Origin of the sequence: Nesterenkonia natronophila, assembly GCF_003595215.1 — a bacterium.
Classification (GTDB): domain Bacteria; phylum Actinomycetota; class Actinomycetes; order Actinomycetales; family Micrococcaceae; genus Nesterenkonia; species Nesterenkonia natronophila.
In genome coordinates this window covers 208,731-232,622 of sequence record NZ_QYZP01000003.1, presented here as the reverse complement: position 1 = coordinate 232,622, position 23,892 = coordinate 208,731, and the positions used below count along the sequence as shown (strand labels likewise).

The 23,892-nt window shown below is 61.5% G+C and carries 21 protein-coding genes and 1 riboswitch; of the genes, 2 read left to right on the top strand and 19 right to left on the bottom strand.

Annotated elements, in window-relative coordinates; all coding sequences use genetic code 11:
- Positions 1 to 5: 5 nt before the first annotated feature.
- From D3250_RS10060 to D3250_RS10025, 9 genes are all read right to left on the bottom strand, one after another.
- Positions 6 to 1,169, bottom strand: coding sequence for a prolipoprotein diacylglyceryl transferase (locus tag D3250_RS10060; RefSeq protein ID WP_119903256.1), 1,164 nt, complete (start codon positions 1,167 to 1,169; stop codon positions 6 to 8).
- Positions 1,166 to 1,876: a nicotinate-nucleotide adenylyltransferase gene (gene nadD / locus D3250_RS10055; protein WP_225973268.1), complete on the bottom strand. Its 711-nt coding sequence runs from the start codon at positions 1,874 to 1,876 to the stop codon at positions 1,166 to 1,168. The genes D3250_RS10060 and nadD overlap by 4 nt, the downstream gene beginning before the upstream one ends.
- Position 1,877: 1 nt before the next feature.
- Positions 1,878 to 2,054 (bottom strand): hypothetical protein, encoded by a 177-nt coding sequence (locus D3250_RS11815; protein ID WP_158583124.1) that lies wholly within the window; start codon positions 2,052 to 2,054, stop codon positions 1,878 to 1,880.
- Positions 2,055 to 2,131: 77 nt separating this feature from the next.
- Positions 2,132 to 3,409 carry a glutamate-5-semialdehyde dehydrogenase gene (locus tag D3250_RS10050; protein ID WP_119903255.1) on the bottom strand — a complete coding sequence of 426 codons (1,278 nt, stop codon included), beginning with the start codon at positions 3,407 to 3,409 and terminating at the stop codon, positions 2,132 to 2,134.
- Positions 3,406 to 4,524 carry a glutamate 5-kinase gene (gene proB / locus D3250_RS10045; RefSeq protein ID WP_119903254.1) on the bottom strand — a complete coding sequence of 373 codons (1,119 nt, stop codon included), beginning with the start codon at positions 4,522 to 4,524 and terminating at the stop codon, positions 3,406 to 3,408. The genes D3250_RS10050 and proB overlap by 4 nt, the downstream gene beginning before the upstream one ends.
- Entirely contained in the window at positions 4,521 to 6,044 is a 1,524-nt protein-coding gene (gene obgE / locus D3250_RS10040) for a GTPase ObgE (protein ID WP_119903253.1), read from the bottom strand. Before obgE ends, proB begins: the two co-directional genes overlap by 4 nt.
- A 165-nt stretch (positions 6,045 to 6,209) precedes the next feature.
- The gene (gene rpmA, locus D3250_RS10035; protein ID WP_119903252.1) at positions 6,210 to 6,467 is read right to left on the bottom strand and encodes a 50S ribosomal protein L27; all 258 of its coding nucleotides are present in this window, start codon (positions 6,465 to 6,467) and stop codon (positions 6,210 to 6,212) included.
- Positions 6,468 to 6,517: 50 nt separating this feature from the next.
- Positions 6,518 to 6,826, bottom strand: a complete 309-nt coding sequence (gene rplU / locus D3250_RS10030) for a 50S ribosomal protein L21 (RefSeq protein WP_119903251.1) — start codon at positions 6,824 to 6,826, stop codon at positions 6,518 to 6,520.
- Positions 6,827 to 6,897: 71 nt separating this feature from the next.
- Positions 6,898 to 9,567: an Rne/Rng family ribonuclease gene (locus D3250_RS10025; protein WP_119903250.1), complete on the bottom strand. Its 2,670-nt coding sequence runs from the start codon at positions 9,565 to 9,567 to the stop codon at positions 6,898 to 6,900.
- A 472-nt stretch (positions 9,568 to 10,039) separates the two neighbouring features.
- Between D3250_RS10025 and D3250_RS10020 the strand changes: the two genes are divergently transcribed.
- On the top strand, positions 10,040 to 10,714 hold the full coding sequence (locus tag D3250_RS10020; RefSeq protein WP_119903249.1) for a vitamin K epoxide reductase family protein: 675 nt from the start codon (positions 10,040 to 10,042) through the stop codon (positions 10,712 to 10,714).
- A 22-nt stretch (positions 10,715 to 10,736) separates the two neighbouring features.
- Here the strand turns inward: D3250_RS10020 and D3250_RS10015 are convergent, their stop codons facing one another.
- The 7 genes from D3250_RS10015 to D3250_RS09985 form a co-directional block, all read right to left on the bottom strand.
- Complete coding sequence (locus tag D3250_RS10015) at positions 10,737 to 11,552, bottom strand: lipoate--protein ligase family protein (RefSeq protein ID WP_318778950.1); 816 nt, start codon at positions 11,550 to 11,552, stop codon at positions 10,737 to 10,739.
- An 8-nt stretch (positions 11,553 to 11,560) separates the two neighbouring features.
- On the bottom strand, positions 11,561 to 12,541 hold the full coding sequence (gene nrdF / locus D3250_RS10010; protein WP_225973309.1) for a class 1b ribonucleoside-diphosphate reductase subunit beta: 981 nt from the start codon (positions 12,539 to 12,541) through the stop codon (positions 11,561 to 11,563).
- An 80-nt stretch (positions 12,542 to 12,621) separates the two neighbouring features.
- Entirely contained in the window at positions 12,622 to 14,883 is a 2,262-nt protein-coding gene (gene nrdE / locus D3250_RS10005) for a class 1b ribonucleoside-diphosphate reductase subunit alpha (RefSeq protein WP_119903247.1), read from the bottom strand.
- Positions 14,766 to 15,203 carry a class Ib ribonucleoside-diphosphate reductase assembly flavoprotein NrdI gene (gene nrdI, locus D3250_RS10000; protein WP_119903246.1) on the bottom strand — a complete coding sequence of 146 codons (438 nt, stop codon included), beginning with the start codon at positions 15,201 to 15,203 and terminating at the stop codon, positions 14,766 to 14,768. Before nrdI ends, nrdE begins: the two co-directional genes overlap by 118 nt.
- A 28-nt stretch (positions 15,204 to 15,231) precedes the next feature.
- Positions 15,232 to 15,486: a glutaredoxin-like protein NrdH gene (gene nrdH, locus D3250_RS09995; protein WP_119903245.1), complete on the bottom strand. Its 255-nt coding sequence runs from the start codon at positions 15,484 to 15,486 to the stop codon at positions 15,232 to 15,234.
- 317 nt (positions 15,487 to 15,803) lie between these two features.
- A complete protein-coding gene (glpK, locus tag D3250_RS09990; protein ID WP_119903244.1) occupies positions 15,804 to 17,333 on the bottom strand; it encodes a glycerol kinase GlpK in 1,530 nt (509 codons plus the stop codon).
- A complete protein-coding gene (locus D3250_RS09985) occupies positions 17,330 to 19,126 on the bottom strand; it encodes a glycerol-3-phosphate dehydrogenase/oxidase (protein WP_119903243.1) in 1,797 nt (598 codons plus the stop codon). Before D3250_RS09985 ends, glpK begins: the two co-directional genes overlap by 4 nt.
- Positions 19,127 to 19,254: 128 nt before the next feature.
- Between D3250_RS09985 and D3250_RS09980 the strand changes: the two genes are divergently transcribed.
- Positions 19,255 to 20,163 carry a GTP pyrophosphokinase gene (locus tag D3250_RS09980; protein ID WP_119903242.1) on the top strand — a complete coding sequence of 303 codons (909 nt, stop codon included), beginning with the start codon at positions 19,255 to 19,257 and terminating at the stop codon, positions 20,161 to 20,163.
- A gap of 11 nt (positions 20,164 to 20,174) precedes the next feature.
- Here the strand turns inward: D3250_RS09980 and thiD are convergent, their stop codons facing one another.
- From thiD to D3250_RS09965, 3 genes are all read right to left on the bottom strand, one after another.
- Positions 20,175 to 20,993 (bottom strand): bifunctional hydroxymethylpyrimidine kinase/phosphomethylpyrimidine kinase, encoded by an 819-nt coding sequence (gene thiD / locus D3250_RS09975; protein ID WP_119903561.1) that lies wholly within the window; start codon positions 20,991 to 20,993, stop codon positions 20,175 to 20,177.
- Positions 20,982 to 21,073, bottom strand: a riboswitch (TPP riboswitch). (Overlaps the previous gene by 12 nt.)
- A gap of 8 nt (positions 21,074 to 21,081) precedes the next feature.
- Positions 21,082 to 22,794, bottom strand: coding sequence for a gamma-glutamyltransferase family protein (locus tag D3250_RS09970; protein ID WP_119903241.1), 1,713 nt, complete (start codon positions 22,792 to 22,794; stop codon positions 21,082 to 21,084).
- Positions 22,794 to 23,864 carry a DUF418 domain-containing protein gene (locus D3250_RS09965; RefSeq protein ID WP_119903240.1) on the bottom strand — a complete coding sequence of 357 codons (1,071 nt, stop codon included), beginning with the start codon at positions 23,862 to 23,864 and terminating at the stop codon, positions 22,794 to 22,796. Before D3250_RS09965 ends, D3250_RS09970 begins: the two co-directional genes overlap by 1 nt.
- Positions 23,865 to 23,892: the final 28 nt, after the last annotated feature.

Here is a 23,892-nt window from a genome sequence, read left to right as displayed (position 1 = left end):
TCAGTTTAGACGAGAACAAAGGCAACGGTGGCGATGGCGACAAACAGCAGAAGCCCCAGCACGATCGCCGTCCACATTAGGACCTTCTGTCGATCTGCTTGCCGAGACGTGGCATCAATCATCTTGTTGAGATCGAGACCGTGGGCGCCCTGCGCATGTACCGGCTCGATCTGGCCGGTGGCGTACCGCATGTCCTCGGGATCCTGCTCCAGAGAGTCGCGGACCATCTTCTCGGTCAAGACCTGAGACTCAGGCCGTTCGCGACTGCGCCGACGGCGTTCCTTCTCCGCCTTGGCGTGCTCCTTGCGCATGCGCTCCTGATTGGCCTGCATTGCCTTGGCTGCCAACGACTGCTGCCGCTTCAGCAGCTCAGGGTCCACTGCCGTAGCATCTTCAGCCTTGGCGATCTCAGCATTGGTAGCATCGAGTTCGGCCAGAAGCTCAGGGCTCAGAGGCGGTATGGACTGAGTTTCCCGCAGCATCCGACGGACCCGGCGGGATTCCGCCGTGCTGGCGGGGACTGACTCGGTCCCGACAGGTTCACTGCTTGGCAGGTCCTCCTCCTCGTCAGGAACCTGCGCAGCTTCCTGGGACTCATCAGTGGTTTGAACCTCGGGAGGCGCAGCCACACGGCTGATGTCCTGCGTGGTGTCTTCCTCATCTAGGACGAACTCTGCTTCAACCTCAGCGTCAGCGATCTCCTCCTCAGGACGTGCAGGCGCTTCCTCTGGCTCGGGAAGCACCGCAGACTCTGCTGACCCGACTTCGGGCTGCGGGGGCGCTGAGACTTCGTCCTCAGTGGTCGATTCATCGTCGTCGGAAGAGGTCGCTTCGACATCCGGGTCCTCACCGGTCTCCGGCTCCTGCGGAAGTTCGTCACTTTCGGAGGCGAAAGTGGCTTGGATCGCACGGGACAGTTCGTCCTCTGCCTCATTCTGCACCTCCGGCTCCTGCTCCGGACTGAGCGCTGAGGTGGCTGTCTCCTCGGCAGGGCTGACGTCGGAGGATTCCGAAGTCTCCGATGTGCCACCGGTGCCTGCCTCGAGTTGGCGCTGAGCCGCTAGCTCAGCTTCCCGGCGGCGTCGTAGCTCTTTGCGCGAAACCGGCAGGTACCGCTCCCGGAGGTGCTCTCCGTTTGCTGCGTTCTGCTCGGTAGTGTCTGCGCTCATGAGGAACCCTTCCGGTGGTATTGCTTCATGGTATGCCTTCGTGAACTGAGCGCCGACGCATCAGCCGGGCGTGTGCCCGAATCGTCCTGGTAGAGCCTGTGCTTATGGATGTACTGAACCACACCGTCGGGGACCAAGTACCAGACCGGATCACCGGCCTGGCCCCGCGCCCGCAGATCGGTGGAGCTGATGGCCATGGCCGGAATCTCCATCAACGAGATGTTCTCGCTGCGTCCGAAGTCCTCGCTCTGGTACCCGGGGCGGGTGACCGACACGAAGTGCGCAAGTTCCCACAGCTCCTCCACGTTCTTCCAGGACATGATCTGCGCCATAGCGTCAGCGCCGGTGATGAAGAACAGCTCGGCGTCGCCGTACATGGCTCGGAAGTCGCGCAGGGTGTCGATGGTGTAGGTGGTTCCACCTCGATCTATGTCAACCCTGGAGACGGTGAACCGTGGGTTGGAGGCCGTGGCGATCACCGTCAGCAGGTACCGATGCTCAGCTGAGGTGACCCGTCTCCCGGCCTTCTGCCATGGCTCGCCGGTGGGGACGAAGATCACCTCATCCAGGCTGTACTCCGCGGCCACCTCTGAGGCCGCCACCAAGTGACCGTGATGGATGGGATCGAATGTTCCGCCCATAATTCCGAGACGGCGTCTGCGGTCATCGGAGCCGGCCCGAGCGGGGGTGCTGACAGGCGGTGTCAAATCAGTGGTGGCCCTGGGGGTCGGCCGGGAGTTCTTTGCCCTTGCCGGAGAAACCAAGGGTGACCAGGAGACTCAGCATGAGAATCACGAACATAATGATGCCGTACCAGTAGGCGGGCATCGGCAATTCATAACCGTTGTACGCTTCGGCAAGCAGTGCAAGAACGGGCAGGTTCATACCTCTCCCTTAGGACGGAGTGTCAGGATCTGACAAGAGTCTACTAGGAAAACCGCCGATTTCCCGCACGCGGAGGCTTAACGTACCTGTCCGTCTCCTCGCACGATCCACTTGGTGGTAGTCAGCTCACCCATCCCCATGGGTCCACGGGCATGGGTCTTTTGGGTGGAGATCCCCACCTCCGCACCCAGACCGAATTCACCGCCGTCGGTGAAGCGCGTGGATGCGTTGACGATCACCGCGGCGGCGTCGACCTCAGCGATGAACTGCTCGGCTGCTGAGGCGGAGTCGGTCACTATTGCTTCGGTGTGTCCGGTGCTGTATCTGCGAATGTGACTGATGGCCTCGTCAATGGTGTCGACTACGGCCACCGACATCTGCAGATCCAGGAACTCGGTGCGGTGGTGCTCGTCGGTGACCACCTCAGTCGCCGCAGACCCTTCTGGCATCCACTCTGCGGCCCTGGGGTCCAGATGCAGGACGACGCCGCCGCGCACCAAAGCAGCTAGCGTCTCCCGGCCAGCCCGCTCCGCCTGAACGTGCAGGAGTAGTGTTTCTGCGGCGTTGCAGACGCTGGGCCGGTGAGTCTTGGCGTTGACGACAATATCCTTGGCCATCTGCGGGTCCGCCGTGGCGTCCACGAAGACGTGAACATTGCCTTCACCGGTCTCGATGACAGGGACTTTGGAGTTGTTGACCACGTGTTGGATCAGCTCCCGGCCCCCGCGAGGGATGAGCACGTCCACGCTGCCGCGGGTCGTCATCAGCTCAGTGGCGCCCTCCCGCCCGAACGGGTCAATAGTCTGGACTGCGTTCACTGGCACTCCAACCGATCGCAAGGCCTCACGGATGATGCTCAGGAGCATCTCATTGGTGGTCAGAGCTGCGGAGCCACCGCGCAGTATGACGGCGTTGCCTGACTTCAGAGCCAGGGCTGCAATATCGACCGTCACATTCGGCCGGGCCTCGTAGATGACGCCGATGACTCCAAGGGGCACTGCGACTTGGCTTAGCCTCAGTCCGTTGGGCAGGGTTCGTCCCTGGATTACCCGGCCTACCGGGTCATCCAATCCGATGATTTCTTCGACCGCGCGAGCGAGACTCTCGATCCGGTCCTCAGTCAGCCGCAGGCGGTCTTGCAGAGCTGCGGAGAGTCCGCTGTCGCGGCCACGGGTGATGTCCTGTTTGTTGGCTTTGATTAGGGAGACTTTTGAGTCCCTGAGTCCTGCAGCGATTGCTGCCAGCGCACGGTCCTTGTGGCGCCGGTCCAACCGGCCCAGAGGTCGGGAGGCCTCGCGTGCTCGGCGGCTGATCTTGAGGATCTCAGAGTCTTCTCGTGCGATATCTGCAGTCATGCTGCTACCTCCACTCGAACCATGTCATCAGTATGGATCACCGGGCGCTGGTAGTCCTCACCCAGCTCCTGTGCCAACTCGGCAGTTTTCTTTCCCCGCATTATCTGGACTTCCGCAGCGGAGAAGGACGAGACTCCTCGGGCTCGCACCTCACCGTCCGGGCTACTGATCTCAACAACATCACCGGCCTCAAAGCTTCCTGTGACCTCCGTGATGCCGGCAGCAAGCAGTGAGCGACGACGTTCGGCGACCGCGCTGACAGCGCCGTGATCGATAGTGATGCGACCTTTGGTGTGGGCCAGATGAGCTAACCAGGCCGATCGGGCTCCTCGCCGTTTGCCGCGGGGCAAGAACAGGGTGCCAACCTCCTCTCCGGCGAAAAGCCGCTCGGCGTTGGCAGCTGAAGTCAAGCGAGCCGGGATGCCGTGCGCTGTGACGATCTGAGCGGCCTCCACTTTTGTGACCATACCGCCGGTCCCAATACCGGCCCGTCCACGTGGACCAAGTGTCACCCCGTTGAGGTCCTCGGTCCGTGCGACCTGGGCAATGGGGCTTCCCCCTGCCGAGGGCGGACCATCGTAGAGCGCATCTACATCGGAAAGGAGAATGAGCCCGTCAGCGTGGATGAGGTTGGCAGTCAGTGCCGCCAACCGATCGTTGTCGCCGAACCGTATCTCTGCGGTGGCGACAGCGTCATTCTCATTAATGAGCGGCACCACTCCCAGCGCGAGCAGCTTCTCCAGGGCCCGCAGCGCATTGACGTAGGTGGCGCGGCGGATGAGGTCCTCCACGGTGAGCAAGACCTGACCAACTTCGGCACCATGGTGGCCGAAGGCGCGTGAGTAATGGGCCAGGAGCTGCCCCTGCCCGACGGCCGCCGCAGCTTGCTGGGCGGCGAGGTCCTGCGGGCGCCGGTCTAACCGCAACGGCGCAAGGCCGGCGGCGATCGCCCCAGATGAGACCAGGACTATCTCGGTGCCGCGGCTGCGCAGCTTCTGGCACGCATCCACAAGCCGGTTGAGCGCCTGGACACTGATGCCGCCGTCTACGGTGGTGAGGCTGGATGAACCGACCTTGATGACAAGTCGTTTGGCCTCCGTGATGGTGAAGCTCACCGTTCCTCCTGATGCTCCGCGCCCGCGCCCACATCTTGAGTGGCATCAGCTGCGTACGCCTCGTTCATCTCCTCGCGGACTTGGCGCTTGTTGGCGCGACGGTCCGCCTGCTCCTGCTTCTTCTCCGCACGCGTGGGCCGATGCTGGTCTTCGAATCGAAGGTCGGTGCCGCGGGCGCCGAGGTGTTCAGCCCCGGCGGCCATCGTCGGCTCCCAGTCGAAGACGACACCGTCGTCCTCAGCGCCGATGACCACCGATTCACCGGGCACGGCTCCTAGGCGAAAGAGCTCGTCCTCAATTCCGATAGCCTGCAGCCGGTCAGCGAGGTAACCGACGGCCTCGTCATTATTGAAGTCGGTCTGCAGTATCCAGCGTTCTGGCTTAGCGCCACGCACGCGCCACAGTGGTTCGCCGCCCTTCTCCTCACGGCTGATGGTGAAGCCCTTGTCATTGACAGCCTTGGGCCTAACGGTGACCGGCACCGGGGCGGCCTCGACCTCCCGGTCAGCCCGAGCCTGCTGAACCAGCCCTGCCATAGCGAAGCTGAGTTCGCGCAGGCCCTTCCGCGACACCGCTGAGATGTCGAAAACCCGGAACCCACGCCCTTCAAGGGTGCTGCGAACCATGGCGGCCATCTCCTCGCCGTCCGGGAGATCTGTCTTATTCAGGGCCACTAATCGCGGCCTTTCCGTCAGCGGCAGACCGTCAGCTGCGTAGGCAGCCAACTCCTGTTCGATGGCATCGAGGTCCGCAATTGGGTCCCGGTCCGTCTCTAGGGTTCCGCAGTCCAGCACGTGCACGAGTGCGGCGCACCGTTCAACATGACGGAGGAACTCGTGACCTAGCCCCTTGCCCTCGGCGGCACCCGGGATCAGGCCAGGTACATCGGCCACCGTGAACCGGGTCTCGCCTGCTTCCACCACGCCGAGGTTCGGTACCAGCGTGGTGAAGGGGTACTCGGCGATCTTCGGCCGGGCTGCTGACAAGGCAGCGATGAGGCTGGACTTACCTGCTGAGGGGAAGCCAACCAGAGCCACATCAGCTACAGACTTGAGTTCCAGAACCACGTCGATCTGCTGCCCGGGTGTTCCGAGCAGAGCGAAGCCAGGAGCTTTGCGTTTGCGGGAAGCCAAAGCCGCATTCCCCAGACCGCCGATGCCACCGTCTGCGATCCGGGCCCGGGCTCCGGCACCGACTAAGTCGACCAGGACATTTCCGTCACGGTCCTTGACCACGGTGCCGTCTGGGACTGTCAGTTCGAGGGTGTTGCCCTTATGACCGTGGCGCAGACTCCCCCGCCCCACACCGCCGTTCTCAGCGCGCCGATGGGGCCGGTGGTGATAGTCCAGCAAGGTCGTGGTGTTGGGATCAACGACCAACTCCACATGCCCGCCGTCACCACCGTTCCCGCCGTCTGGCCCGCCGAGCGGCTTGAACTTTTCCCGGTGCACGGAGACGCAGCCGCTGCCGCCATCTCCGCCGCCGGCATGCAGCACCACCCGGTCGACGAAATGTGCCATAGCTGAATCCCCTTTTAGAAGTCTTTCAAATGTCGTGTTCTCAGAATGCAAAAAGACCCGGCGAGCGATGCTCGGCCGGGCCTTTTTGGAGGAGGTAGTCACCTGTTCGGTAACTTACCAGGCGACTGGGCTGCACCCGTCGCCGAAACTCATATGGGGGCCGGCTCAGCCGACCGCTGGAACGATGTTGACGACTTTGCGGCCGCGCTTGCTGCCAAATTCAACAGCACCATCAGCCAGAGCAAACAGGGTGTCGTCCCCGCCGCGGCCCACATTGGTACCGGGGTGGAACTTGGTGCCGCGCTGGCGGATGAGGATCTCACCAGCGGAGACTGCCTGGCCACCGAAGCGCTTCACGCCGAGGCGCTGGGCATTGGAATCGCGACCGTTGCGAGTTGAGCTCGCACCTTTCTTATGTGCCATGGGACTTTACCTCTCAGGAATGGGAATTCAGGACCAGTCTACCGCTCGTTTCAGGCGATAGAGGTCACCTTCACGCGCGTCAGCTCAGAACGGTGACCCTGGCGCTTGTGGTAACCGGTCTTGTTCTTGAACTTGTGAATAACGATCTTCTTGCCGCGGAGGTTCTCCTGAACCTCCGCTGTGACGGTGACCTTGGACAGCTCGTCGGCGGAGGTGGTGACCTCATCCCCGTCCACCAGCATCACCGCTGGCAGCTCGATGGTGCTGCCTGCCTCGGCCTCGACGCGGTCGAGGGTTACGTGGTCTCCGACGGAAACCTTCTCCTGGCGGCCGCCTGCGCGGACAATCGCGTACACCACTTGGGACTCACTTCTCTCGTTGAACGTGCATGAAAAAGTATCTGGGCACAGAATAGTGCCAGCGATACAGTCTACTCAGACTTCTTGGGCTGAGCAAGTTCTTCGGCGCTTACCCCGACACCCAGCATGACCGGTTCAGTCGCCGGCTTCTCCGTCTTCGGCACCGCCGCAGCTGAGGTGGCGAAGGTTGCTTCGGATCCTTGGACTGCGGTCTTCACCTTCGTGACTTCCCCAGAGCTGCCTTGAGCCGACCCTGCTGCTCGGCGAACTCGGCGACGGCTGCGCGTTTCCAAAGCTGACTCAAGGTCGCCCAGTGAGGCCGGTGCTTGCCGCTGCTCCGCCGAGGAGGCGCTTCCCCGGGGAAGCTCGACGGGTTCACCGCCGATGTTCAAGGTCGGCGAATCCTCAGTCGTCTGTGACTTCTCAGAGTCGAGGTGCTGCGGGGCTGAAGGCTCGGTGTGGTCCCCATTCTCAGACTTCGCCGCGCCGCTGGTAGCGGCAGCGACTTTGGCCATACCCTGCGATGCCTTCTCCAGCTTCTCCATCTCCCTTGGATCAGGCTGGTGGCCGGCGTCGTCGTTCTTCTTACCGCGCTTCTTGCGCTTCTTAGTGTTCTTGCCAGAGGCCTGATCGCCGCCGGAAGTGTAGGAGGGGCGGTGCTCTACGGGCTCAGGATGAGTGATGATCCCGCGACCCGCGCAGTGTTCGCATTCGCTGGAGAAGACTTCCAGCAGCCCGGTGCCCATGCGTTTGCGTGTCATCTGGACCAATCCGAGGCTGGTCACTTCCGCCACCTGATGTTTGGTCCGGTCGCGGCCCAGACATTCCACGAGCCTGCGCAGAACGAGGTCGCGGTTCGATTCGAGCACCATATCGATGAAGTCGATGACAATGATCCCGCCGATGTCCCGCAGCCTGAGCTGGCGAACCATCTCCTCGGCGGCCTCCAGATTGTTCTTGGTGACCGTCTCTTCGAGATTGCCGCCAGAGCCGGTGAACTTGCCGGTGTTGACGTCCACCACTGTCATTGCCTCAGTCCGGTCGAAGACCAGTGACCCTCCGGAGGGCAGCTTCACGTTCCGATCCAACGCCTTGTTCAGCTGCTCATCGATCCGGTGGTGGGCGAAGATGTCATCCGCCTCGTGCTCCTGGGGCTCCCATTTGCTGCACCGATCCAACAGGTGGGGGGCTACATACGTGACGTAAGCCTCGATGTTGTCCCAAGTCTCGTCACCCTGGACCTGCATGGCTGAGAAGTCCTCATTGAAGACGTCCCGCACCACCTTGATCGTGAGATCCGGCTCAGCGTAGAGAAGCTCTGGTGCCAGCACCTTCTTGTCCTCAGCCTGGCTTTGGATGCTCTCCCACAGCGACCTGAGGCGATTGATGTCATTGGTGAGCTCCTCTTCGGATGCGCCTTCCGCAGCGGTGCGCACGATCACACCGGCGTTTGAGGGAAGCTGCTCCTTAAGGATTTTCTTCAGCCGGGCACGTTCGGTGTCCGGGAGCTTCCGCGAGATCCCAGTCATGGAGCCGCCGGGGACGAACACGAGGTACCGGCCGGGCAGGGATACTTGGCTGGTGAGTCGGGCGCCCTTATGACCAACTGGATCTTTGGTGACCTGCACCAGAACCGAATCACCCGATTTGAGGGCATTCTCGATCTTGCGGGGAGCGTTGCCGATATTGGCGCCCTCCCAGTCCACTTCCCCGGCGTAGAGGACAGCGTTGCGTCCGCGGCCGATGTCGACGAACGCGGCTTCCATGGATGGCAGGACATTCTGGACCTTGCCCAGGTAGACATTGCCGATCAGGGAGTCTTGGGTGGTGTGGCTGACGTAGTGCTCAGCGAGGATGCCATCTTCCAGCACACCGATCTGGATCCGCTCCCCGCGCTGGCGAACAATCATTTTGCGGTCCACAGACTCACGGCGGGCCAGGAACTCAGCCTCCGTCACGATTCCCCGGCGCCGACCTCCGTCACGGGAGGCCCGACGGCGCTGCCGTTTAGCCTCGAGGCGAGTGGATCCCTTGACACTCGTGACCTGGTCAGAGGCTTCAGATGCGGTCTCCCTGCCGGATCGAATTCTGGTGACGGTGTGTCCGTCCGCAGAGTCTTCCTCGATCTCCATATCCGAGGTCCCGCGCCGCCGACGCCGCTTCTTACGAATGACCTGGGAATCATCTCCGTCTGAGGCGGAAGCGGGTGCCTGCTGCGGATCGGCATCAGTACCAGTGTGAGTTGCCTTGTCTTCACCGGAGTCTTCGCTGCGCTCAGAGCTGGAACCCTCATGCTCCGAAGCGGTGTCCTCTTGGTTGTCCGCTGACCGGTTGCGGCTGCGTCCGCCCCGACGGCGCTTACGGCGGTTTTTTCGGTTGGACCCCGAATCGCCGTGCTCCCCGGAGTCGCTGCTGTCGCCGGAAGTTCCGTTCTGCGCGCCTGTCTCGCGGCGGCTGCGCTTGGAAGAGTCCTCCGGCTGAGACTCCTGGCTTCGGTCACCGAAGTCGCTGCGTTGGCTTGCACCCTCGCGCTGCGCAGATTCCCCAGGCTCCTGGGTCTTCTTCGGTTTGGCGGGGATTTTGGAGAGATCGGGTGCCTGAAACATGACATCCATGGGGTCTGCTTCAGCCGGTGCCGAGTCCACCGCTTTCTCAGCGTTGACCTCTGCTCCAGGGTGCCCCGGTTCAGGGGCGGAGAAAGGATTGAATACTTCGTCGGGTTCGTTGGGGGTGGTGGTCATTAAGAGAGTCAGCTCCCGCCGTGGTCTGCGCTGCCACACTCGGCGAGCCCACGACTCTTGTCGGTGGTCGGGTCACCGGTCCGGTGCTCACGCCGGGCGCTGCCTGTCCCCCCAACTGCGAGGACGGCGCGCTCTGCTCAACGGAAGCCACGTCCCGGTCACGCGCGAGGTTGAATGGCGGCGGCATCTTGTTGTTCGTCGTTCTGCCGTGCGGACTCGTATCTCTCATGCCCACGACGGGTGCCGACCCTTGCCGTTCTTCGCGTGTGAAAGCCTTCTCAAAGGTTCAGGTGTGGTCTGAACCTCCGATAACTTCAGTATCGCACAGTATCGGGAAGCTCACAGGGGGCTGGGGACGGCTCTCGGATCGCGAGACAGCCGCTGATTCACTGCATAAGTGAGATTAATCGCCTTGTGCGAAGTCCCACGGGCCCGGCAATACGGCTGGGAGTTCCGCGCGTACCATAGAGGAATGTCCCTCACGCTTGATGCCCAGGATTCGCAGCCTGAGGACCCCGCTCGCATGTCTTCCTCAGCTCCGGCTCCCGGGCGTGTCCCCCCTGTTTTTGCGCGCCCTTACGGCTTCGGGATGTGGCTCTTCGTCACTGGGATTGTCGGTGCCCTGGCCAGTTTCCTACTTCTCTATGAGCGTGTTCGGCTGTGGAATGACCCGGGGCATGTCACTTCTTGCGACGTCAATCCGTGGGTCTCCTGCGGAGAGGTGATGCAGTCCTGGCAGGCAGCCACCTTTGGGTTCCCGAATATTTTTCTTGGGGTCGTTGGTTTTCCGCTGCTGATCGGCGTCGCCGTCACACTCTGGGCAGCCAAAGGACCGCTCCCCGCCTGGTACTACCTGGGGCTGCAGGGCGGAGCGACATTCGCCTTCGGATTCAGCATCTGGCTCTGGTACTCGGCCGTATTCAGCATCGGTGTGCTGTGTCCTTACTGCATGATCGCTTGGGCGGCAGTGATCCCCTTGTTCGTAGTGACCACTACCCGCAACCTCATACATGGTGTGCTTCCGGCTTCCGAGGCTGTGAGGCGAGTGGCCCGAGACTGGTGGTGGGTTGCCGTGGTCGTGCTTTTCCTCATGGTGATCGGCTCGATTCTGCTGAACTTCACCGAGGCTGTGACCTACGCCTTCTGATGGGGGCGTTCTGCTGCTCGGTTCAGCTGAGCAGAGGGCTCCACTGTGTGAGCTCCCAGTTCTGGGCATAGACCTCCAGGATGGCTGACTCCACCTGCTCCACTGTGACCTTCGGGGCGACGTCGTTGGCAGCGCCCGCTGTCAGCGGGTCCCACTGCAGCCCCATAGCACTGTAGGTCTCGGTGAGGACGCGCCTGATAGTGGGCCCGTTCTCGACGATGATTGACGAAGAGAACAGCCAGCCAGTGGCGATCTGCCGCTGGGCTGTGCCGATGATTTTGACCCGCACATCGGGCGTTTCAGCACAGACTCCATGCACCGAGTGTTCCCCATAACAGTATTCGTCGGGTAACGGTCCGATGCGAGAGTCGATGCCGGCGATCCTAAGCGCACGGGCGTAGAGCTCAGCGAACGCGGAGAATCGGGCCTGTGACTCTCGGACGGGGTCGGCGGCCGGTTCAATGTGATCGATGATGAGCGACCCTTGATTGTAGGCTGCGGCCCGTCCTCCGGCACGGCGCACTACTGGCTCGAACCCATGGCGCTGTGCGGCCCGCTGCGCGGCGGAGAATCCTTCAAGGCGGCTGTCACGCTGCCCGAAAGCGACCGTCGGTTGGGGTCGATAAATCCTCAGCAGGGGTTCCTCGATCTGTCGAATAGAGGGGTCGTCATGGCGCCCGCGTGTCCCATTCAGCAGCCTCAGACCCAGCTGAAGGTCTTCGGCGGCCCCGAGAGATTGCGTCTGGCGGTGAACGTGCAGCTGCTGCCGTGGTTTTTCGCCGCGCTGGGAGCTTGGGCGAGACTTGGTGCGGAACGGACGCTCAGTGGAGGGCGTCACCGGTGCACTCAGAAGTCCCAGTCTTCGTCTTCGGTCTCTACGGCCTTGCCGATGACATACGAGCTTCCTGAGCCGGAGAAGAAATCGTGGTTCTCGTCGGCGTTGGGGCTCAAGGCAGAGAGAATTGCTGGGTTGACGTTGGTGACGTCTGAGGGGAACATCGCTTCATACCCGAGGTTCATCAGTGCCTTGTTGGCGTTGTAGTGCAGGAACTTCTTGACGTCCTCACTGAGCCCGACCCCGTCGTAGAGGTCGTGGGTGTACTGGACCTCGTTCTCATAGAGTTCGAAGAGCAGGTCAAAGGTGTAGTCCTTCAGCTCTTGGCGTCGCTGCTCCGTCTCCAGCTCCAACGCCCGCTGATACTTGTACCCGACGTAGTAACCATGGACGGCCTCATCGCGAATGATCAGGCGGATGATGTCTGCGGTGTTGGTCAGCTTCGCTCGGGAGGACCAGTGCATGGGGAGGTAGAAGCCGGAGTAGAAGAGGAATGACTCCAGGATGGTGGAGGCGATCCGCTTCTTCATGCCGTCATTGCCGTGGTAGTAGTCCATGACGATCTGTGCCTTGCGCTGCAGGTTGGGATTCTCCTTGGACCAACGGAAGGCATCATCAATATCTTTGGTGGAACAGAGGGTGGAGAAAATCTGCGAATATGACTTGGCGTGCACGCTCTCCATGAACGCGATGTTGGTCAGCACCGCCTCCTCATGCTGGGTCAGGGAGTGAGGGATCAGCGCGACTGCTCCCACGGTGCCTTGGATCGTGTCCAACAGGGTCAGTCCAGTGAAGACACGCATCGTGAGTGTCTTCTCATCTTCGGTGAGCGTGGCCCATGACTGTACGTCGTTGGATACCGGGATCTTCTCCGGGAGCCAGAAGTTGTTGACCAGACGGTTCCACACTTCACCGTCCTTATCATCTGGCAGGCGGTTCCAGTTGATCGCCTCGACGTGGGTGAGCAGCGTCGATTGAGTCGCGTTCGTCACTGAAGTTGTCACGTCGGCATCCGGTCCTTCTGTTGAGTGGTGCATGTGCGGTGAGGTGTGGAAGCTCCACGCTGAGTGCCCTACAGCATGCAGGAGACGCAGCCTTCGACTTCCGTGCCTTCCAGGGCCAGTTGGCGCAGTCGAATGTAGTAGAGGGTCTTGATTCCCTTCTTCCACGCGTAGATTTGGGCCTTATTGATGTCCCGGGTCGTGGCGGTATCTTTGAAGAACAGAGTCAGGCTCAGCCCTTGGTCCACATGCTGGGTGGCTGCAGCGTAAGTGTCAATGATCTTCTCGTAACCGATCTCATAGGCATCCTGGTAATACTCCAGATTGTCATTGGTCAGGTACGGCGCCGGGTAGTAGACGCGGCCGATCTTGCCCTCTTTGCGGATCTCGATCTTAGAGGCCACCGGGTGTATGGAGCTGGTGGAGTTGTTGATGTAGCTGATTGAGCCAGTGGGCGGGACCGCCTGAAGGTTCTGGTTGTATATCCCGTGAGTCTGCACCTCAGCCTTAAGTCGGCGCCAGTCCTCCTGGGTGGGGATGTGCACGTGTGAGAAGAGCTCTCGGACAGTGGAGGTTTTCGGTTCCCACACCTGGTCAGTGTATTTGTCGAAGAACTCACCGGTGGCGTACTGGGAGTCTTCGAAGCCGTCGAAGGTCTCACCGGTCTCTTTGGCGATGGCGTTAGACGCTCGCAGGCAGTGGAACAGAACTGTGTAGAAGTAGATATTGGTGAAGTCCAGGCCTTCGGCAGAGCCGTAGTGCACTCGTTCGCGGGCCAGGTAGCCATGCAGGTTCATCTGGCCGAGGCCGATGGCGTGGCTGCGTTTGTTGCCCTCAGCAATTGATGGCACCGATTCGATGTAGGACATGTCAGAGACCGCAGTCAATGACCTGATCGCTGTCTCGATGGTCTGGCCGAAGTCCGGGGAGTCCATGGTTCTCGCGATGTTCAGCGAACCCAGATTGCAGGAGATGTCCTTGCCAATGGATTCGTAGCCAAGGTCCGCAGCGTACTTGCTGGGTTCGGAGACTTGGAGAATCTCCGAGCAGAGGTTGGACATGGTGATCCGTCCAGCGATCGGATTGGCTCGGTTCACCGTGTCTTCGAACATGATGTAGGGGTAACCGGACTCGAATTGGATTTCTGCCAAAGTCTGGAAGAACTCGCGGGCGTTGATCTTTGTCTTCCGGATGCGGGCGTCGTCGAGCATCTCGTAGTACTTCTCAGTGACCGAAATTTCGGAGAAGGGGACACCATAGACGCGTTCCACGTCATAAGGACTGAAGAGGTACATGTCCTCGTTCCTCTTGGCCAACTCGAAAGTGATGTCCGGAACGACCACGCCGAGGGAGAGCGTCTTGATGCGGACCTTCTCATCGGCGTTCTCCCGCTTAGTGTCCAAGAACCGGAAGATGTCCGGGTGGTGGGCGTTGAGGTAGACCGCACCGGCTCCTTGGCGCGCGCCGAGCTGGTTGGCATAGCTGAAGGAGTCTTCCAGCAGCTTCATCACTGGGATGACACCTGAGGACTGGTTCTCAATCTGCTTGATGGGCGCCCCATGCTCACGGATGTTGGTCAGCGAGAGCGCGACGCCGCCTCCCCGCTTAGACAGCTGGAGAGCGGAGTTGATGCCGCGAGCGATGGACTCCATGTTGTCCTCGATACGCAACAGGAAGCAGCTGACCAGTTCCCCGCGCTGCTTCTTACCCGCATTGAGGAACGTGGGGGTCGCAGGCTGGAACCGTCCTGCGACAATCTCCTCCATCAGCTGCACGGCGTGTTCCTCATTGCCACGGGCGAGGTAGAGAGCGACCATACACACTCGGTCCTCAAAACGCTCCAGGTAGCGCTTGCCGTCAAACGTCTTCAGCGCATAGGAAGTGTAGAACTTGAAAGCACCCAAGAAGGTGGGGAACCGAAACTTCCTAGCGTAGGCAGTGTCCCAGAGCTGGTGGATGAACTCGCTGGAATAGAGATCCAGCGTCTCCTGCTCGTAGTAGTTGTTCTCTACCAGGTACTTCAGTTTCTCGTCGAGGTCGTGGAAGAACACCGTATTGACGTTGACGTTGTCCAGGAAGTATTTACGAGCAGCAAGCTGGTCCGCCTCGAACTGGATCTCACCGTCAGGTCCATAGAGGTTGAGCATGGCGTTGAGGTCCTGATATCCCAGCTCTGCCCACTCCGGTGGTACATCCTTGGCCAGAGTGGAATCGACTACGCGGCTGCGAGGCTTGATTGCTGTTTCCAAAACTCTTCCAATCCCTTGTGGACTTTGGACACGTCCTCTTGGGTGCCCATCAGCTCGAACCTGTACAGGTGCGGAACCTTGCATTTTTGAGCGACGATGTCGCCAGCTATGCAATAGCTGTCGTGAAAATTCGTGTTGCCGGCACCGATGACCCCTCTCAGCAGCGCCCGATTGGACTCTACGTTGAGAAACTTGATGACCTGCTTGGGCACCGAGCCGCTCCCGCCACCAGCACCGTAGGTCGGAAGCATGAGCACGAATGGTTCCGTGGCGTGCAGCGTCTCATTGTGCGTATGGAGCGGAAGCCGAGCGGTCTCTTCCTCAGCAAGGCCCAACTTCTCCACGAAACGGTGCGTGTTGTTCGACACCGAGGAGAAGTAGATCAGCTGTGCGGAGGTGAGCATCCGTTTCCCTCTTCACATCGAGGGTTTATCAGGCGACCGCTGCCTGGGGGGCGGTGGCCTGGCTGGCGAGCTCCGAGATCTTGTCCGGGCGGAACCCTGACCAGTGATCGGAGTCTGTAATGACAACAGGGGCCTGCATGTAACCGAGGGCCCGAACCCGCTCCAGGGCCTCAGAGTCCTGGGAGATGTCCACCGACTTGTACGTGACACCGTTCTTGTCCAGAGCGCGGTAGGTGGCGTTGCACTGAACGCAGGCGGGCTTGGTGTAGATGGTGACGCTCATGGAGGAAGGTCCCTTCAGGTGTTGTTCCGCTTCTCAAAAGTCTGTGCCGCGAGGTCCTGCGAAAGGCCCTGGCTACTCCTCAATACTACATCTTGTGTCCGCGGAAGTCATTAGGCACTAGATGCTGTACTCACAACGTTGTAGTTATCCACTGGTTGTGCACAACTCCTTGTGGGGTGCGTCCGGCACCAAGACGGGGATGCGTGACGGCAGCGCAGGGACTCTCCACAGGTCACCCCACAGGTATGCGCTGAAAAATCTATGCAGGCCACGGCGTGTCGCGGGGAGCGGCAGCGTCGATCAGCGAACGGTGGTGACTACTCCACCCAGTCGAAGGCTCGTGTGACGGCCTTCTTCCACTCACTCAGCCGCTGGGCGCGTTCGCTCTTGTCCATCCTGGGGCTCCAGCGCTGCCCTTCGGTCCAGTTCTCGACAAGTTCAGCCGTGGACTTCCAGTACCCGGTGGCCAGCCCAGCAGCGTAAGCCGCACCCAGGGCGGTGGTTTCAATCACCTCGGGACGCACTACGTCCACGCCGAGAATGTCCGCCTGAAACTGCATCAGTAAGTCATTGACAACCATGCCGCCGTCCACTTTCAGCTCCGTGAGATCCTCGGGTGCTGAAGCATTCATGGCTTCCACCACTTCGGCGGACTGGAAAGCGACCGACTCCAGGGAAGCCCGGCAGATGTGATCAGCGTTAACGAAGCTCGTCAGACCTACGAAGACCCCGCGAGCCTCCGAGCGCCAGTGGGGAGCAAAGAGACCGGAGAATGCGGGTACCACATACGCTCCACCATGGTCCTGCACTCTGGCTGCGCGGGTCTCTGACTCGGCAGCCTCGCTAATGATCCCGAGGTTGTCCCGCAGCCACTGAATCAGGGAGCCGGTGACAGCAATCGAGCCTTCCAGAGCATAGACCGGCTTCTGGTCACCGAACTGATAAGCGAGCGTGGTGAGGAGACCTTTGTCATTGCGCACCGGTTCGTGCCCGGTGTTGATCAGCATAAAGTTCCCGGTGCCGTAGGTGTTCTTTCCCTGCCCGGGCCCGAAGCAGGCCTGACCGACCGTGGCTGCATGCTGGTCGCCGAGAATTCCCGCGATCGGCACACCAGGGAGGCCACTTTCCTGAGAACATTCGGCGTAGACCTCGGAGGAGCTGGCGATTCTGGGCAGCACCTCGACGGGTACACCCATGGCGTCGCAGACATCTTTGTTCCAGTCCAGCGTGTCTATGTTCATCAGGAGGGTCCGGGAAGCATTGGTGACATCGGTGACGTGGACTCCACCGGACACCCCCCCGGTCAGGTTCCACACCAACCAGGTGTCAATTGTTCCGAACAGCAGCTCTCCCGCCGCCGCCCTCTGGTGCGCCCCGTCTACGTGGTCGAGTATCCACCGTATCTTCGGACCTGAGAAGTACGTCGCCAGCGGAAGTCCCGTTCGCTCCTTGAACCGCTCTGTGTCCGGCTCATCGGCTCCATTACCGGTGGCCAGCTCATCGCAAAGACTTTGGGTGCGCGTATCCTGCCAGACAATGGCCCGGTGGATCGGTTCGCCTGTCGCGCCATCCCAAATTACGGTCGTCTCCCGCTGATTAGTGATGCCCAGGGAGGTGATTTGACTGCTGTTAAGTTCCCCCCGACACAGGGCTTCGGTAATGACCTCACGCGTATTGGCCCAGATCTCGACGACATCGTGCTCCACCCAGCCGGCCCGCGGGAAGTGCTGAGTATGTTCCTTCTGCGCGGAGGCAACAGTCTGCCCGGCATGGTCAAAGACCACAGCCCGAGTTGAGGTAGTGCCCTGGTCAATGGAAAGTACGTATGTCTGTGCTGGGCTGCTCATAATTTCGGCACCTCTGATTCCTGGCTGGGTACGGGTGGGTGCTCTGCTATGAGGCGGGCTGCCACTGCATCGTCGGTCACGCGCTCAGCTTGATGAACGGCCTCCACGTGGGCCTTGTAGGCGGCCTGCTCTGCTGCCGCGCGCTCCTCGCTCCACCCCAACAGAGGAGCTGCGATAGTGACAATCTCTTCGACTGCGCGGAGACCCCGGTCTCGAAACTCGTAGTTCATGCGTGTACGCCGTGCCATGATGTCGTCGAGATGGAGGGCACCCTCAGCGGAGACAGCATATGCGATCTCCGCTCGCAGATATGAGGGCGCATGACGCAGCGGCTGGCCCAACTCCGGATCATCGTCAATGAGGGCTACCAACTCACCGAGCAGAGACCCATACCGGTTCAGCAGTCGGTCAACGCGCTGCGCGTCCCAACCGTAGCGGGTGGCCAAGTCTTCCGCCTGCTCCGTCCATTCGCCGTAACCCTGTCCGCCCAGCAGCGGCAGGACCCCGGTGATAGATGCACGGTCTCGGAATGTGCTTGCGACGGCGAAGTTGACCACATCCTCCGCCATCACCCGGTAGGTGGTGAGTTTGCCGCCGGCAACACCCGTCAGGCCCGGAGCAAGCTGCATCACGGTGTGTTCGCGAGAGACCTTGGCCGACGCCGATTCGTCGGTCTTGACCGGCTGCACCAGCGGGCGCAAGCCCGCCCAAGTCGCAAGCACATCATCCCGGGTGAGGCTCTCCCCAAGCACCTCATTGGCATGCTCCAAGACATAGTCGATATCCGAAGCCGTGGCAGCTGGGGAGTCAACGGCCTCGTGCCAAGCCGTGTCTGTAGTCCCAATGGACCACACATCGCGCAACGGTATCAGGAACAGGACCGACTTCTCAGTCTGGGTGATCACCCCGACAGTGCCCTGGGCAGCAATGCGATCACGAGGAACGGTAATGTGGATGCCCTTAGAGGCCAGCACGCGCAAACCCGAAGTGGCCTGCGCCGACTGCTGCGCCTCACCGGTCCAGACCCCGGCCGCCAGAATGACCTCCTTGGCGTGGACCTCGAACTCCTCACCGGTGACTCTATCCCGGACCTGGACTCCGGTGACGCGCCGTTCGGCCTCCGGCCTGCTGCCGTCCTCCTCCCGGAGATATCCAGTCACCTGCGTACGCGATGCCACCGCCGCTCCCTGACTGTGCGCCGAGCGTGCCAGGGTGAGCACCAGTCGGGCGTCGTCCACCTGGGCGTCGTAGTACTCGAGGGCACCGTGATACTTCGCCGGGTCCAAGCCGGGGAAACGCTCCCGCAGGCGGCTCCGCCTCAGGTGCCGGTGGAACGGTACGGCGCGGCCCTTATAACCACGCAGCCTTGATGAACCGGAAGCCAGCGTGTCGTAGAGCGTGACGCCGGAACCGATGAATGCCCGGTCCATCACGGGCGTGGTGAAGGGGAAGACGAATGGCAGCGGGCGCACCAGATGCGGCGCTAGTCTGCGCAGCAACAGATCGCGTTCGCGCAGGGCCTCAGCCACCAGTTTGAAGTCCAGCATCTGCAGGTAGCGCAGTCCGCCGTGAATCAGTTGGGATGATCGGGAGGACGTCCCTTCCCCGAAATCCCTGGCCTCCACGAGGCCGGTAGAGAGCCCCCGACCGGCGGCATCAAATGCTGCTGAGGCACCCACCACCCCCCCACCGATCACGAGGATGTCCAAAGGTTCTGCGCCAGGCGCGGAGGTGGCACGCAGACGGTCGAGTGCTTGATTGCGGGTTGCGGTATTGAGCGACTTAGGCTTCACAGTTCAAGGGTACAAGGCGGAACGGTTCACTCAATCGTGACCTCCAAGGCTCTTCCCAGATACCACGCCTAGGCTCGAGAATCAGAAGAGAATAACCTGCAACGACCTTGCATACTGAGGAGTGAGCTATGTCCTCTGGCGTGACGCCAACTGAGGAGATCCCCGCCGCCGAGCTGGTGAGACAGGCCGACGGGGCCGTCTACCGGCAGCTGCTCGATCAGCTGAACTCCAATGCTGAGCAGCACGGTGAACCCAGCGCCGTGGAACGGATGGCAGAAGTTCGTCGGCAGCTCACGGAGTTCCAGCTGCACTACAAGTTCGGAATGGACGAGGTACTCACTAAGATCAACGTGCTTCGTGAGGAGTTCGAGCACACTCGCGACTACTCCCCCATTGAGCACGTCAACTATCGCCTGAAGTCGCTGGAACGCATTCTGGACAAGGTGGGCCGCTACGGCTGCGAGCCCACCCTTGAAGGTATTCGCCACTCCATCCGTGACATCGCTGGGATCCGAATCACCACCAGTTTTGTTTCCGACGCTTTCTGGGTCGCAGAGATGCTGTGCAGCCAACCTGATCTGCGAGTGGTGGAGGTCAAAGACTACATCCGCCGACCCAAACCCAATGGCTACCAGAGTCTGCATGTGATTCTTCAGGTGCCGGTGTACCTGTCGAACCGCACCGAGTTCGTGTATGTGGAGGTGCAGATTAGGACTGTCGCGATGGACTTCTGGGCCTCATTGGAGCACAAGATCTACTACACCTATGACGGCGAGGTCCCCTCCGACATCCTCGACGAGCTGCGCGACGCCGCAGTGCAGGCCGCGGCCCTGGACACGCAGATGGCTGAAATCCGGGACAAAGTCACCGCACTTCGCGAGCAGGCACCGGCCGCCGGCCAGGGAGCCACGGGGCCCACCCCGGCTGACCGTCCTGATCCGGCGCATTGGTTCCGCGGAAGTGACGATGCCACCGGCCCGGTGAGCCAGGACTCCCCGACGTTCACCTGGCAGGACTCGCGGAAACGCAGCAACTAACCCTCAGCGGTTCAGGGAAAATGATTGATGGGCCCGTTTCCACGGCCCACGTCCAGCTGATCTGCGCCCTCCAACGCCCTCTGCATCCAGTCCTTCACCGAATCGAGGCCTCCATGCCAACTCAGCCCGCGGGCGCGGAGCGTGGCGAAAGCAGCTGAGACTGAGCACCCGGTGCCATGGGTGCTGGTGGTCTCAATCCGTGGTGTGGCCACAGTGTAGGTCTCCGGGCGCTGACCGCCGCTGGTTGGGAAGACCAAGCTGTCGGCCACGCGTGATCCCGACATGTGGCCGCCCTTCGCGAGTACGACGATCTGGTGTGCGTCGGCGACGCGCTCGGCCTGCCAGATCAGTTCAGAGGACGACGACGTCGGCTCCGCGCCTGACAGGATGGCCAGCTCTGGAACATTCGGGGTGACCAGATCAGCGCGGTTGAGGAACTCGATGAGCGAGGATTCGGCGTCTTCGTTCAGCAGCCGGTCTCCGCTAGTCGCGACCATCACGGGGTCGACCACCAGCGTGGGCGCAGGTGAGTGCTCGAATGCGGCATCCCACCACTGGGAGACCGTCTCGATGATCTCCACTGTGCCGAGCATCCCGGTCTTCACAGCGTGGATGGTGACATCGTCACTGACTGCGTCCAGCTGAGCTCGCAGGAAATCCACCGGTGGCGCATGGATAGCCCGTACCCCCAGGGTGTTCTGAGCCACCAGGGCAGTGACAACGCACATTCCGTAGCCACCGTGCGCCGCAAATGACTTCAAGTCTGCTTGAATGCCGGCACCCCCTGTGGGGTCGGTCCCGGCGATAGAGAGAATATTAGGTATTCCCACGAGCAGTCCCTTCGTACGTACTAACGTGACAGGTTCTACGGGTGTGTTCTCAGCGCCTCGGCGCACCCCGTGCTGAGGACATACGGTATCAGTCGATAATGCGGTGGGTGCCGTCGCGGCGAGGATCGTCAGCCCCAATGATGGACCCTGATTCGTGATCGATCACCAGTGCCTGCACCGACCCGAAGCTTGACTGCGGCCACTCTTCGACGGACCACCCTAATTCCTCCAGCGCTGTGCGCAGACCCGCGGACTGGCCCTGTTCCAGAAACAACTGACTGTCCTCTCCACGGAATCGGGGGGACTCCACGGCCTCCTGCAGGCCACGGTCCTGCAGCGCCCACTGAGACAGCACCGTGCCCAGCGCCGGGAGGATCTGCATCCCACCGGGTGTACCGATGGCCATCACCGGCAGGGCGTCCTCGTCCAGGACCATGGTGGGGTTGGACCAGGTCACGGTCCGACGACCTGGTTCAGGCTGATTCGCCGAGGAGTCGATGTCCGAGAACCGTTTCAGCGCGTTGTTGAGGAAGTAACCGTCCACCTCCTGACCGGACCCCCAGAAATCGGTCACTGTGTTGGTCATCGAGACAGTGAGCCCGGTCTCGTCCACCGCCGATATATGAGTTGTGTTGGCGTGTGCAGAGGCCTCAGGGCCACTGGGTGCCGCCTGTGGCAGCTCTTCTGGGCCCTCAGGTTCGATCTGTGCGTTGGCGTTGGGGTCGGTGAGCTGGTCCACCGGGACCTCGACAGCAGACGGGTCTCCGAGATCATTGAAAATGGTCTCTTCCGCCACGCTCCACGATCTGGATTGAGCGTCGATGTACTCCGCGGACTCCGGGGCCATGCCTCCAACCCCCTCCGATTCGGCGATCTGCAGCATTTGGATCAGAGCGGCACCTGGCAGAGGCGGTGGTGCGGAGACGACCTGGTAGTCGCCGAAATCACCCGCCACCGGATCGGCGGTGGCGATCTCGTAGTCGGCCAGAGACTCAGGATCGATCCCTTCTGCCTGTTCGGCGAGGGACTCGGCGAGCTGACCGGTGTAGAAGTCCTCCCAGCCTGCCTCAGCGAGCCGCTGCAGCGTCTGTTCCAGTTCGGGCTGGACGAGCGTGTCAGAGACAGTAAGTGGTTCCCCATCCGGGTAGAACGCCTCCAGGTCGGCTAGGTGCTCGGGTCCGGCTCCGGAGTCGATGCGGTCACTGAGGTACGCGGAGACGGTGAACCCGTCCCCCGCCAGTTCGATTGCTGGTGCGATGACGTCGCCCCAATCCAGCTCGCCGTAGTCCTGATGAAGCTCTCCCATTCCGGCGACGAAGCCGGGAACCCCGGTGCCGGATGCGGGGATGTCTCCGCTGGTGTTGACCACCTCACGATAGTCATAGAAGACCGGTTCGTCCTCAGGGCCAGCGATGATGACTGAGCCTCCTCCCCCAATACCGGAGGCCACCGGCTCCAGCACCCCGACGGCGAAGGCAGCGGCGATGGTAGCGTCCACTGAGTTTCCCCCCTCATCGAGTATCCGCTCCGCGGCGTCGACTGCCTGCTCATGCCCGGCGCTGACGCCGTGTCCGTCGAGGGCCGAGGCTGAGGCCGCCGGCGATTCCGGTTCGTCCGTCTCAGCGGACGCGTCATCTGTCGTCTCCTGCGTGGGCTCCTCCGGCGAGGACTCCTGTGGAGGAGCCTGCTCGGTCGTCGCTGGCGGGGCCGGCTCCTCCTCAGCGATCCCGCACGATGCCACGCTGAGGCACACGGCAGTCAGTGGAGCGAGCACAGAAGTTGTCTTGGGTGTCAGTGTCATCACCTCGTGAGAAAGTTGGGGAGTCGGAGCAGAACTTCAAAGGGACCACGTGCTGCGAATGCTCGCCATGCTACGCACAGTGCGATGATCAGCCCGATGATGACCGCGCTGACGAGCAGCCCGCGGTGGGGACTGTCAGAGTCGGGCCGGACCAGCAAGGCAATCGCTACCAGGTGGAGGCAGTAAGCGGTCAGTGCCAATTGACCGGTCACGATGAGGGGGTACGCCGCTCGGCCAATGCGGGGGGTGAGTATCAGCATCAGCCCAATCACCATCGCCGCGGTTCCTGCGGCAGAGAGGACCCACAAGGGCATCTGGGAATGTCCGGACGCCAGTAGCAGGTGGTCTGCGGCAATCGCTTCGGGGTCGGGTTCCCCTGTGAGGCGGATCAGCGCCCATGATGCCAAGGAGCACACACCGGCGGTGAGTGCTCCAGCAAGAACGAGCATACGGTGCACCGCAGGGTTCCGAAGGTCCAGTCTGCCCAGCCACATGCCGAACAGGAACGGAGCGATCCAGACGATCAGGGGGTAGGGCCCGGTGAGGACAATGGATGTGACCGAGTCCAGCGGGTGACGCTCTATGGATGCGGCGTCTCCCTGCAGGTCGGCGACACTGTGCAACAAGATATAGGTGGTCGGCCCCAGCACAGTCATGGCAGCAGCCACTGCGAACAGCCAGCTGGTGGGCAACCAGAGTGCAGCCAGTGCGGTGACGAACAGAGCCGCGTACACCATCAGGATCACATTGACCCCAGTAGGGAGTTGCTGCAGCGCCAGGCCCAGCACCAGTAGCACAGCAGCCCGCCAGCATAGGCTCGGCCACAGCGGGGCTGATCTCTTCCTCAAGCTTGACGCCAGGATCGTGACGCCCACTCCGGCGAGGACAATGAAGAGAATGGCCGCCCTGCCGTGCAACACGGTCACTATCAGTGCTGGGACTCCACCGGAGTCCGCGGATCCCACATTGACGATGATCATGCCGAAAATCGCCAAGGCGCGGGTGACGTCCAAGGCGGTCAGGCGAGTCATGGACTGTCCGCGTGTGGAACGGTCCTCGAGTTGAGTCATCGGGGACAATATAGCCCTTTGACCTACC